General features: G+C 69.4%; 11 protein-coding genes. 8 read left to right on the top strand and 3 right to left on the bottom strand.

From position 1 onward, the window contains the following. Window positions 1-25 precede the first annotated feature (25 nt). On the top strand, window positions 26-499 hold the full coding sequence (locus tag ACZ3IC_RS14935) for a TipAS antibiotic-recognition domain-containing protein (RefSeq protein WP_467416215.1): 474 nt from the start codon (window positions 26-28) through the stop codon (window positions 497-499). An 8-nt stretch (window positions 500-507) separates the two neighbouring features. On the opposite strand, the gene ACZ3IC_RS14930 is transcribed toward ACZ3IC_RS14935, so the two are convergent. Beyond that, window positions 508-636, bottom strand: a complete 129-nt coding sequence (locus ACZ3IC_RS14930) for a hypothetical protein (RefSeq protein ID WP_467416214.1) — start codon at window positions 634-636, stop codon at window positions 508-510. A 144-nt stretch (window positions 637-780) separates the two neighbouring features. Between ACZ3IC_RS14930 and ACZ3IC_RS14925 the strand changes: the two genes are divergently transcribed. Further along, the gene (locus ACZ3IC_RS14925; RefSeq protein WP_467416211.1) at window positions 781-1494 is read left to right on the top strand and encodes a DedA family protein; all 714 of its coding nucleotides are present in this window, start codon (window positions 781-783) and stop codon (window positions 1492-1494) included. A gap of 53 nt (window positions 1495-1547) precedes the next feature. On the opposite strand, the gene ACZ3IC_RS14920 is transcribed toward ACZ3IC_RS14925, so the two are convergent. Then, window positions 1548-3263 (bottom strand): threonine/serine exporter family protein, encoded by a 1716-nt coding sequence (locus ACZ3IC_RS14920; protein WP_467416209.1) that lies wholly within the window; start codon window positions 3261-3263, stop codon window positions 1548-1550. Between the two features lie 252 nt (window positions 3264-3515). Then, window positions 3516-4010: an inorganic diphosphatase gene (locus ACZ3IC_RS14915; protein WP_108151010.1), complete on the bottom strand. Its 495-nt coding sequence runs from the start codon at window positions 4008-4010 to the stop codon at window positions 3516-3518. 86 nt (window positions 4011-4096) lie between these two features. Between ACZ3IC_RS14915 and dacB the strand changes: the two genes are divergently transcribed. From dacB to folE, 6 genes are all read left to right on the top strand, one after another. After that, complete coding sequence (dacB, locus tag ACZ3IC_RS14910) at window positions 4097-5590, top strand: D-alanyl-D-alanine carboxypeptidase/D-alanyl-D-alanine endopeptidase (RefSeq protein ID WP_467416207.1); 1494 nt, start codon at window positions 4097-4099, stop codon at window positions 5588-5590. Window positions 5591-5639: 49 nt separating this feature from the next. Continuing rightward, on the top strand, window positions 5640-6773 hold the full coding sequence (locus ACZ3IC_RS14905; protein ID WP_467416205.1) for a zinc-dependent metalloprotease: 1134 nt from the start codon (window positions 5640-5642) through the stop codon (window positions 6771-6773). A 198-nt stretch (window positions 6774-6971) separates the two neighbouring features. Then, window positions 6972-8054: a tRNA lysidine(34) synthetase TilS gene (tilS, locus tag ACZ3IC_RS14900; protein ID WP_467416203.1), complete on the top strand. Its 1083-nt coding sequence runs from the start codon at window positions 6972-6974 to the stop codon at window positions 8052-8054. Between the two features lie 98 nt (window positions 8055-8152). Continuing rightward, a complete protein-coding gene (gene hpt / locus ACZ3IC_RS14895; RefSeq protein ID WP_467416700.1) occupies window positions 8153-8692 on the top strand; it encodes a hypoxanthine phosphoribosyltransferase in 540 nt (179 codons plus the stop codon). Between the two features lie 224 nt (window positions 8693-8916). Then, on the top strand, window positions 8917-10947 hold the full coding sequence (gene ftsH / locus ACZ3IC_RS14890) for an ATP-dependent zinc metalloprotease FtsH (protein ID WP_467416201.1): 2031 nt from the start codon (window positions 8917-8919) through the stop codon (window positions 10945-10947). Between the two features lie 152 nt (window positions 10948-11099). Then, window positions 11100-11705, top strand: coding sequence for a GTP cyclohydrolase I FolE (gene folE, locus ACZ3IC_RS14885; RefSeq protein ID WP_467416699.1), 606 nt, complete (start codon window positions 11100-11102; stop codon window positions 11703-11705). Window positions 11706-11734 lie beyond the last annotated feature (29 nt).

Below are 11734 nucleotides of genomic sequence, written 5' to 3'. Positions count from 1 at the left end.
CACCATAACGATGCACAAGATAACGATGCACAAGCGGCATACCACCTCGAATGGCTTCGGCAGCGGCGATGCTCGGGCTTGCATTTCACGTCACGTCAGGACTGAGGAGGCCGAACGCCGCTGGGGCGGCACTGCCGCGTACGTCGAGTCGCAGCGCCGGGTCGCTCGGCACACCAAGGACAACTGGAAGCGGATGCAGGCGGAGGTCGTCGACTGGGGCGCCGCCTACGACGCGGTGATGGAGGCCGGTGAACCGGCCACCGGTGAACGGCCGATGGGCCTGGCCGAGGCGCACCGGGGCCACATCACCAAGTGGTTCCACGAGTGCACCCCGGAGATCCATCGGGGGCTCGGCGAGATGTATGTGTCCGACCCGCAGTTCCGCGCGTACATACGAGTCGATGCGGCCGGGCCCGGCCGAACACCTGCGGGACGAGATCGACGCCGATGCGGAGCGCCTGACGTAACCGGGCACGCGCACAGCTGTCCGTGTGGGTGAGATCACCCTCACCCACACGCAAGCAGGGTCGGGCCGGTCACCCCGCCGATCACCTGGTGGCCCGGTACGTCATTCGTGGTGACGGCCAGGACGTCGGACCGGGCCGTCTGTTCGCCGCCGTGATGCTCAATGCCCACCGCGTGGCACCTCGTGGGGGGCTTTGTCCAGGTTCGCCCGATGTGCATTCTCGCGGGGGTCACTGGAACCAGGGGACGTCATCCCGCGTTGATAGCTTTGGGCAGCCACGCAGCCCCCATCGATCGATCCAGGAGCCCGGACCCTTGAATACGCTTGCGCTCGGACCGGACTGGCTGGACCCGGACTATCTGATCAGCACCTTCGGACTTATCGGTGTCCTCCTCATCGTGTTCGCCGAGTCCGGACTGCTGATCGGTTTCTTTCTGCCCGGCGACTCCCTGCTGTTCACCACGGGTCTGCTGGTGACCACGGGCCAGCTGAAGCATCCGCTCTGGCTGGTCTGCGGCCTGGTGGCGGTGGCGGCGATCATCGGCGACCAGGTGGGGTATCTCTTCGGTCGCAAGGTCGGCCCGGCGCTCTTCAAACGCCCGGACTCCCGTTTCTTCAAGCAGGAGAACGTCGAGAAGGCCCACGAGTTCTTCGAGAAGTACGGACCGAAGTCGCTGATCCTGGCCCGTTTCGTGCCCGTCGTGCGTACGTTCACGCCGATCATCGCCGGTGTGAGCCGGATGAACTACCGCTCGTTCATCACGTTCAACATCATCGGCGGTGTGCTCTGGGGCGTCGGGGTCACGCTGCTCGGGGCCGCGCTCGGGCAGATCGAGTTCGTCCGCAAGCACATCGAGGCGATACTCATCCTGATCGTGCTCATCTCGGTGGTGCCGATCGTGGTCGAGTACCTGCGGGCCCGCTCCAGGTCGAAGAAGGAGGCGGCGGCCGGTGGCGACGAGGGCCACGGCCCGTCCGCCGGGGGCGGCCCGGCCACGGGGCAGCGCGGCCGCCACGCCAAGCGCTGATCCGGAGCCGTACCGGAGGCAGCCTCAGAACCGGAGCCGTACCGGAGGCAGCCTCAGAAGCCGCGCGTCCGCTTGGCCGCGCGGCGGTTCGCCCCGCCGACCGCCCCCGGCACCCGCATGAACAGCCGGGAGATCTCACTTCCCAGATTCACCCCGATCGCGATGGCCAACGCCGTCGCCGCCGCGGTCGACAGCGAGGCGAGCCCGGCGTTCACGTTCCCCTGTGCCATGCCCAGCAGACCGAAGTACGTGGCCGAGCCGGGCAGCAGCGGGCCGATCGCGGCCGTGATGAACGGCAGCGACGAGGTGTGCCAGTAGCGCGAGAGCAACTGCCCGAACAGGCCCACCAGACCGGCCGCCGTCGCCGTCGCCAGCACCGGGGAGATGTTGCCGGTCCTGGCCATCGCCCCGAAGATCACCCAGGCCACAGCGCCGTTGAGGGTCACCGCCAGCACCGTGGACAGGTCCTGCTGGAGCAGGATCGCGAAGGCGAAACAGAGCGCCATCGATGCCAGGATCTGCACCATCGGCCGGTCGTGGGCGATGAACCCGGCCTCGGGGTTGAGCTGGGCGTCCAGCTGAAGCCCCAGATAGAGGACCAGCAGTACACCGACGACGATGCCGATGAACAAGTACATGACTTCGAGCAGGCGCGCGGCCGCGGTGATGTAGTAACCGGTCAGCCCGTCCTGCACACCCGCCACCAGGGCCCGCCCCGGCAGCAGGGCGAACAGCCCACCGGTGATGACCGCGGACGGCCGTACGTCCGACCAGTGGGTGAGGGTCAGCGCCACGCCCATCGCTGCGGGCGGCATCGCCGCCACCACGAACTGGTAGAACTCCGGCAGCCCCCGCCCGGCAAAGAGCCAGGCGAGCCGGTCGCCGAGCATCGCGCCGATCGCCGCCACCACGAACACCAGCGGACCACCGCCGACCAGCACCGATGCCGCCCCGGCAAGACCGCCGGCGGCCAGTGTCAGTACCCAGCCGGGATACGGATGCCGGTTGCGCCGGATCTCCGCCAGGCGCCGGTAGGACTCCTCCAGCGAGACCTCGACATCCTCGGTGGTGATGTCGTCGATGAGCCGGAAAACGGCGGCCAGCCGGGTGTAGTCGGTGCCACGGCGGCGTACGGTACGGCTCGCCGTCACCGGGTCGTCGACCAGCGACGGCTGGTGCGAGATCGACAGCAGAGTGAAGGTGACCGTGGGCTCGCAGCGATCCAGGCCGTAGCTGCGGGTCACCGCGAACATCGCTGCTTCGACGTCCTCGGCGCCCTCACCGCCGGCGAGCAGCAACTCCCCGATACGCAGCGTCAGGTCGAGCACGCGCGGCACCGCGGGCCCGGCCTCGTCGGACTTCTGCACCGGCTCGGGCGCCGGGCGCTCGGCGACCGGCATCCGCAGCATCGTGCGCATCCGGTCCTGCCAAGGGGCCTCCTTGGTGAGCCGGATCATCGGGCTGCCGTGCGCCGGAGTGAAGGCGGGCGGCGGGTGCTGGGCGTCGTAGGTGCGCGGCAGGGCGAAGGCGGAGCCGATCGTGTCCGAGCCGGAGGCCGGACCGGAACCAGACCCGGAGCCCGAAGCGGAACCCGCACCCGACCCCTGGGTCTCGGTCGCCAGACCGGCCGGAATGGCGAATTCCGATGTCGGGTGGTCGTCGTCGGAGGCAGACGTGGGCCTCTCTACCCCGGCCGGCGGGACGAAGGCGCTGTGCGCCTCGTCGGACTGGGGCTTCTGGTCCTCCGGACCGCCCGGTTCCGCCACCACTCGACCTCGCTCCTCATCGGCTGCGCGTCTTCGGTTGCGCTTCTGCCCAGTATGGCCGCGTGCAAGGGTGCGGATGCGAGGTGGGCGGGCATGCGGAGCGGGCAGGCAGGCTGAACGGACAGGGCATGCGGAACGGGCGGGCATACGAGACGGGCGGCACCCCGTCGGAAGGAGTGCCGCCCGTCTCCGGCACGGAACCGCAAACGGAACCGTGCGACGTACGCCGACCGGAATACGGCCGTGACCGTCAGGTCAGTGCGCGCCGCCCTGCGCCTCAAGGCGCTTGTAGGAGGCCTCGATCTCGGCTTCGGCCTCGGTGCGGCCGACCCAGTTGGCGCCCTCGACGGACTTGCCGGGCTCCAGGTCCTTGTAGACCTCGAAGAAGTGCTGGATCTCCAGGCGGTCGAACTCCGACACGTGGTGGATGTCGCGCAGGTGCTCCACCCGGGGGTCGGAAGCCGGCACGCACAGCAGCTTGTCGTCGCCGCCGGCCTCGTCCGTCATCCGGAACATGCCGATGGCGCGGCACTTGATGAGGCAGCCGGGGAAGGTCGGCTCGTCCAGGATGACCAGCGCGTCCAGCGGGTCGCCGTCCTCGCCGAGGGTGTTCTCGACGAAGCCGTAGTCCGCCGGGTAGCTGGTCGAGGTGAAGAGTCGACGGTCCAGGCGGATCCGACCGGTCTCGTGGTCCACCTCGTACTTGTTCCGCGAACCCTTCGGGATCTCGATGGTGACGTCGAACTCCACGGGTGGCTCCTCCATGATCAAGACATACGACTGGTGATTAAGTGTCCCCCACGCAGATGTGTGCTCGCGAAAGGGGCTGGTCAACGGTGGACGAGCCGGTGAAAAGACCGTCGGTCAATCCTCTGGACAAGCTGAGCAGGCTCACCCGGCAGGGCAGCGTGCTCAGGTTGAACGGACTGAGCAATCGGCAGTTCACGGCTGTCTCCGCCGGCCTCGGCCTGGCGCTCGCAGCCGGCGTCGTCCTTGCCGCCGGCCCTTGGGACTCGGGTCAGCGTAAGGCCGAGCAGGACTGGGTCGCCGCCAGGAGCGGTACAGGTGGCGTACATCACGAACCCGGCGCACCGTCCGGGCCGGCGCCCGCACCCAGCGCCCCGGCCGTCCTCGCGCCGCTCTCCGCCGCGGTCGACAACTCCGCCCCGGACGCCCGCGATGTCCCCGACGGCGCGGCGGACCCCCTCCACGCCACCCTCGGCCCGCTGATGAAGGACCCCGCCCTCGGCACCGTGCGTACCGCCGTCGTCATCGACACCGCCACCGGCGAGCGGTTGTACGGCGAGGGCGCCGACACGCCCATGACCCCCGCCTCCACCGTCAAGATCGCCACCGCGGTCGCCGCCCTGAGCGCGCTCAGCCCCGAGCACCGCATCGCCACGACGGTCCAGGCCTCCCCCGACTCCCGCAGCCTCACCCTGGTCGGCGGCGGCGACCCCACCCTCGACAAGGCCGCCCTGCGCCGACTGGCCGCCGACACCGCCCGCGCGCTGAAGGGCCGGGGCGTGAAAACGGTCCGTCTCACGTACGACACCTCCCGCTACTCCGGCCCCGCGCGGCACCCGATCGGCCCCAACGAGAACATTGCGCCCGTCAGCGCCCTGATGACCGACGAGGGCAGGCTCGACGGCACCGACAGCGGACCCGCCCCGCGCAGCGCCGACCCGGCCGGTGACACCGCCCGGACCTTTGCCGAGCTGCTCGACGACGCCGGGATCGCCACCCGGTCCGGACCGGTGTCCGGCCGGCCGGCCGCCAAGTCCCGGCCGGTCGCCAACCATCTGTCCGCCCCGCTTTCCGCCCTGGTCGAACGAGCCCTGACCAACAGCGACAACGACCTCGCCGAGGCACTCGCCCGGCAGACTGCCCTGGCCGCGGGCGAACGGGCCGACTTCGACGGCGGCCGACGGGCCGTCACCGCACAGCTCAAGAAGCTCCACCTGCCGCTGACCGGTGTGAACCTCGCCGATGGCAGCGGACTGAACCGCAAGGACAAGGTCACCGCCGGACTGCTGGCCGGCCTCCTCGCCTGCGCCGCCGACCCGGACCACCCCGAACTGCGCCCCGTCCTCACCGGCCTCCCGGTGGCCGGGTTCAGCGGCACCCTCAGCGACCGCTACACCCAGAAGTCCGCAGGCACCGGCCTGATCCGCGCCAAGACCGGCACCCTCACCGGTGTGAACTCCCTCGCCGGGACGGTCGTCGACCAGCAGGGCCGGCTGCTCGCCTTCGCCTTCCTGGCATCCGGTACGACGTCCCCGTCCGAGGCCCAGTCCGCCCTCGACGCCCTCGCCACCGGTATCCGATGAGCCGGTCGACTCCACACCGCGGACGCACCCGAGCACGTACGGTTGACGCATGACGAGCATCGGTGGTGCCGAGATGGTCGACTGGAATCTCGCGGTCGCGACCGCGACCCGACTTGTGCGGCCGGGGCCCGAGATCAGCCGCGAGGAGGCACGCGAGGTCGTCGCGGAGCTGCGTCGGCATGCCGACGCCGCGGAGGAGCACGTCCGTTCCTTCACCCGGATGATCCCCGAGGGGTCCGAACCGGAGGACACCCCGGTCCTGGTCGTGGACCGGGCGGGCTGGATCAAGGCCAATGCCGCGGGCTTCCGCGAGCTGCTCCGCCCCCTGCTGGGCAAGATGCAGGACCGGCGCGGCAGCGGCCCGGGTGGCGCCGTGCTGGGCGCGGTCGGTGGCAAGGTGACGGGCGTCGAGGTGGGGATGCTGCTGTCGTTCCTGGCCTCCCGGGTCCTCGGCCAGTACGAGACGTTCGCCCCCGCCACCCGTGAGCTCCCGGGCTCGGCCGACGGCAGCGGCAGGCTGCTGCTCGTCGCCCCGAACATCGTCCACGTCGAGCGCGAACTCGATGTCGATCCGCACGACTTCCGGCTCTGGGTCGCCCTCCACGAGGAGACCCACCGCACCCAGTTCACCGGGGTGCCCTGGCTCCGCGACCATCTGCAGGGCGAGATCCAGTCGTTCCTCGAGGAGACCGATGTCGACCCGATGACCGTGCTGGAACGGCTCCGCGAGGCCGCCCAGTCCCTGGCCGGGGGCCGTCCCGAGGGCGAGGACGGCGAGGACGGCGGCCGCAGCCTCGTCGAACTCGTCCAGACGCCCGCCCAGCGCGAGATCCTCGGCCGGCTCACCGCCGTGATGTCCCTGCTCGAAGGGCACGCCGACTTCGTGATGGACGGCGTCGGCCCCGAGGTCGTCTCCTCCGTCGGTGAGATCCGGGAGAAGTTCCAGCAGCGCAGGGCGCGCGGTGCGAGCCGCCTCGACCAGGCGTTGCGCAAGCTCCTCGGACTCGACGCCAAACTGCGCCAGTACCGCGACGGCGAACGATTCGTCCGCGCGGTGGTCGACGAGGTCGGCATGGACGGCTTCAACCGGGTGTGGACCTCGCCAAACACGCTCCCGACCAAGGCGGAGATCGCGAAACCGGCGGACTGGATCGCGAGGGTGCACCGTAAGGCAGAGTCCTGATCATGACGGGCCCGACGGCGGACAACAGGACGAGAACGCGCCGGTAATCACCCATCCGAGGGACCGTAGGGGCATGGGAAGGCGTGCAATGCTCGATGGACGGCTTGCCTCTGTCACCATCGACGCACTCTGGGTGACGGCATTCTTCCCGTCCCGCACTCGGAGGCATCTCCCCAAACTTTACGAAGGGCACCGGACATGGGTCCCCATCCTGCGGTCGCGGCGATACGCCTGGCGGTCCGCCGCGTACTCCACGACGTACTCACCGAACACACCCGGAGCGCCGAGCACACCCGGCGCACCCCGCACCCCGAGCTCGCCGAAGCCGGTGCGGGCAGGCAGCGCGCCGCACTCCCCGAACGCCCCGATACCCCGCTGGTGCTCGTGGCATGCTCCGGCGGCGCCGATTCCATGGCCCTCGCCTCCGCCCTCGCCTTCGAGGCCCGCAAACTCGACGTCCGGGCCGGCGGCGTCACCATCGACCACGGCCTCCAGGACGGATCCGACACCCGGGCCGCCGAGGTCGTCGACCGTCTCGCTGCCATGCGTCTCGACCCGGTCGAGTCCGTCGCCGTGCAGGTCGGCCAGGACGGCGGACCCGAGGCCGCGGCCCGTGACGCCCGCTACGCAGCCCTGGACGCGGCGGCCGAGCGGCACGGAGCCGCCGCAGTCCTGCTCGGCCACACCCGTGACGACCAGGCGGAGACGGTGCTGCTGGGTCTCGCCCGCGGCTCCGGTATCCGCTCGCTCTCCGGCATGGCCGCCGCATCGGGTCCGGCCGGCCGCTACCGCCGCCCCTTCCTCCAGCTCGACCGGCAGACCGCCCGCAAGGCCTGCCTCGTCCAGTCGCTGCCCGTCTGGGACGACCCGCACAACATCGACCCCGCCTACACCCGCTCCCGACTGCGCCACGAGGGTTTGCCCGCCCTGGAGAAGGCCCTCGGCAAAGGGGTTGTCGAGGCCCTGGCCCGTACGGCTCAGCTCTCCCGCGACGACGCCGACGCCCTGGACACCTGGGCCGCCGAGGCCGACCGCGCCGTACGGGACGACGCGGGCCGACTGGAGTGCGCCAAGCTGTACGCGCTGCCGCCCGCCGTGCGCCGCCGGGTACTGCGCCGGGCCGCCATGGAGGCGGGCTCCCCGGCCGGTTCCCTCTTCGCCCGGCACATCGAGGAAGTCGACCGTCTGATCACCGGCTGGCGCGGCCAGCGGGCCATCAATCTGCCCGGCCGCGTCGAAGCCAGGCGGCAGGGTGGCAGACTGGTGATTCGGCAGAGCTGAGCACAAGCGGCTGACATGCAGGCGAGCGGCCGCGCAGGTCCTGGGCACCACCCCGGACCCGGCAGGCAAAGAAAGAGACGCGGGTGAACGAGAAGGACATGGGCACCGATATTCAGTCGGTGCTCCTCACCAAGGAAGAGATCGACGCGAAGCTCGTCGAGCTGGCCGCGAAGATCGACGCGGAGTACGCGGGCAAGGACCTGCTCATCGTCGGCGTCCTCAAGGGCGCGGTGATGGTGATGGCGGACCTGGCGCGCGCGCTGTCCACCCCCGTCACCATGGACTGGATGGCCGTCTCGTCGTACGGTGCGGGCACCCAGTCCTCCGGGGTCGTCCGGATCCTCAAGGACCTGGACACCGACATCAAGGGCAAGCACGTCCTGATCGTCGAGGACATCATCGACTCGGGCCTGACCCTGTCATGGCTGATGTCGAACCTCGGCTCGCGCGAGCCCGCGTCCCTGGAGATCTGCACCCTGCTGCGCAAGCCGGACGCGGCCAAGGTCGCGCTCGACTGCAAGTGGGTCGGCTTCGACATCCCCAATGAATTCGTCGTCGGATACGGGCTGGATTACGCGGAGAAGTACCGCAACCTCCCCTTCGTCGGCACGCTCGCCCCGCACGTCTACGGGGGCTGACCGCCTCCCGGAGTCCCGCCCGGCCCCGGGTGCCCGGCCCGACCGGGGCGGACGGCGGGGAACCTTTCACCGGATTCCCACCGTTGAGTCTTCGCAGGCGGGTTTTGGCAGACGTCCTCGGCAGCCGCAGGCGACAATGCTGGGGTACCGTCCGAAGAACAGTCTTTTCTCACAGCAGCATTTACCTACGGGCAGGAGGGACGGGGCGTCATCGCCCCGTATGGATGGACGTGAAGCGATACTTCCGTGGGCCGGTCATGTGGATCGTGCTGGCCGTCCTCGCCGTGGTCGTGTTGATGCAGGTCGTCGGCTCGTCGGGCGGCTACAAATCGGTGGACACCGGCAAGGTGATCCAGGCGATCAGCAAGGACCAGGTGGCGCAGGCCAAGCTGACCACCGGTGACGAACAGATCATCAAGATCGAGTTGAACAAGGGACAGAAGCTTCCGGGCGAGTCCGGCAGCAAGTTCCAGGCGAGCTACATCGGCGACCAGGGTGTCGAGCTGGCCGACACACTGCAGCAGAAGTTCGAGAGCGGCAAGATCGACCAGGGCTACACCGTCTCGCCGTCGAAGCAGTCCCCGTTCATCTCGATCCTCTTCTCGCTGCTGCCCTTCGTCCTGATCGTGGTCGTCTTCCTGTTCCTGATGAATCAGATGCAGGGCGGCGGCTCCCGGGTCATGCAGTTCGGGAAGTCCAAGGCCAAGCTGATCACCAAGGACACCCCGAAGACGACGTTCGCCGATGTGGCGGGGTCGGACGAGGCCGTCGAGGAACTCCAGGAGATCAAGGAGTTCCTCCAGGAGCCGGCGAAGTTCCAGGCCGTCGGCGCCAAGATCCCCAAGGGTGTCCTGCTGTACGGGCCTCCCGGTACGGGCAAGACGCTGCTCGCACGCGCCGTCGCGGGCGAGGCGGGCGTCCCGTTCTACTCGATCTCCGGTTCCGACTTCGTCGAGATGTTCGTCGGTGTCGGTGCCAGTCGGGTCCGTGACCTCTTCGAGCAGGCCAAGGCGAACGCCCCGGCGATCGTCTTCGTCGACGAGATCGACGCCGTCGGCCGGCACCGCGGTGCCGGCATGGGCGGCGGTCACGACGAGCGCGAGCAGACGCTGAACCAGCTGCTCGTCGAGATGGACGGCTTCGACGTGAAGGGCGGCGTCATCCTGATCGCCGCCACGAACCGGCCGGACATCCTCGACCCGGCGCTGCTGCGCCCGGGCCGTTTCGACCGGCAGATCGCGGTCGACCGGCCGGACATGCAGGGCCGTCTCGAGATCCTCAAGGTGCACCAGAAGGGCAAGCCGGTCGCAAAGGACGTCGACCTCGGCGCCGTTGCCCGTCGTACGCCCGGCTTCACCGGTGCCGACCTGTCGAACGTGCTGAACGAAGCGGCGCTCCTCACGGCGCGCGGCAACCTGAAGCTGATCGACAACAAGATGCTCGACGAGGCCATCGACCGCGTCGTGGCGGGTCCGCAGAAGCGGACCCGGATCATGTCCGAGAAGGAGAAGAAGATCACCGCGTACCACGAGGGCGGACACGCCCTGGTCGCGGCGGCTTCCCCCCAGTCGGACCCGGTCCACAAGATCACGATCCTCTCCCGCGGCCGCGCCCTCGGTTACACGATGGTGCTCCCGGAAGAGGACAAGTACTCCACGACGCGCAATGAGATGCTCGACCAGCTGGCTTACATGCTGGGCGGGCGCGCGGCCGAGGAACTGGTCTTCCACGACCCGACCACCGGCGCTGCGAACGACATCGAGAAGGCCACCGCAACGGCCCGCGCGATGGTCACGCAGTACGGCATGACGGAGCGGCTCGGCGCGATCAAGTTCGGCGGCGACCACACCGAGCCCTTCGTGGGCCGGGAGATGGGCCACCAGCGCGACTACTCGGAAGAGGTCGCGGCCCTTGTCGACGAAGAGGTCAAGAAGCTCATCGAGACCGCGCACAACGACGCGTGGGAGATCCTCGTCGAGAACCGCGACGTGCTGGACGCCCTGGTTCTCCAGCTCCTGGAGAAGGAGACGCTCGGCAAGGAGGAGATCGCCGAGATCTTCGCCCCGATCGTGAAGCGTCCGTCCCGTCCGGCCTGGACCGGTTCCGCCCGACGCACCCCGTCGACGCGGCCGCCGGTGCTCTCGCCGAAGGAGCTCGCCCTCACCAACGGCGCCGCCACGGCGAACGGCTCGGTCGTCCCCACGGACACCGTCCCGGCCGCCGAGGTGGTTCCGGAGGACCGTCCCGAGGCGTAGGGCCCTGATCCCGGTGTGGCTCCTGTCACGGGAGCCGTACCGCGTCCGGAATGGATGCCGTGCCCCCGCAGGTTCTAGCCTGTGGGGGCGCGGCTTTTCGTGCGCCCGTGCGGAGGTATGCGCGGGTGACAGCTCAGAGGAACGAGGCACAGATGACCGACCCGGTGACGTTGGACGGCCAGGGTTCGATCGGTGAGTTCGACGAGAAGCGGGCCGAGGCCGCCGTACGCGAACTCCTCCTCGCGGTGGGCGAGGACCCGGACCGTGAGGGACTGCGTGAGACGCCGGGGCGGGTGGCACGGGCGTACAAGGAGATATTCGCGGGTCTCCGCCAGGAGCCCGAAGACGTCCTGACGACCACATTCGACCTCGGGCACGACGAGATGGTGCTGGTCAAGGACATCGAGGTGTTCAGCACCTGTGAGCACCACCTGGTGCCGTTCCGGGGCGTCGCGCACGTCGGGTACATCCCGGCGACCAGCGGCAAGATCACGGGTCTGTCGAAGCTGGCCCGCCTCGTCGATGTCTTCGCCCGGCGCCCGCAGGTCCAGGAGCGGCTCACCACGCAGATCGCGGATTCGCTCATGGAGATCCTGGAGCCGCGCGGGGTCATCGTCGTCGTCGAGTGCGAGCACATGTGCATGTCGATGCGCGGTATCCGCAAGCCCGGTGCGAAGACGCTGACCTCGGCGGTACGCGGACAGCTCCGCGACATCGCGACGCGCGCCGAGGCCATGAGCCTGATCATGGCGCGCTGAGCTCCGGAGCAGCCGTGGGAGGAGAGCTC

The sequence above is a fragment of the Streptomyces sp. NPDC002958 genome, assembly GCF_055563255.1.
This window is presented reverse-complemented; position numbering and strand designations above follow the sequence as displayed.

Coding starts and splice junctions, on each gene's coding strand:
- ACZ3IC_RS14935 (WP_467416215.1), top strand. CDS start 26: ATGCACAAGCGGCATACCACCTCGAATGGCTTCGGCAGCGGCGATGCT.
- ACZ3IC_RS14905 (WP_467416205.1), top strand. CDS start 5,640: ATGACGAGCATCGGTGGTGCCGAGATGGTCGACTGGAATCTCGCGGTC.
- tilS (WP_467416203.1), top strand. CDS start 6,972: ATGGGTCCCCATCCTGCGGTCGCGGCGATACGCCTGGCGGTCCGCCGC.
- hpt (WP_467416700.1), top strand. CDS start 8,153: ATGGGCACCGATATTCAGTCGGTGCTCCTCACCAAGGAAGAGATCGAC.
- ftsH (WP_467416201.1), top strand. CDS start 8,917: ATGGACGTGAAGCGATACTTCCGTGGGCCGGTCATGTGGATCGTGCTG.
- folE (WP_467416699.1), top strand. CDS start 11,100: ATGACCGACCCGGTGACGTTGGACGGCCAGGGTTCGATCGGTGAGTTC.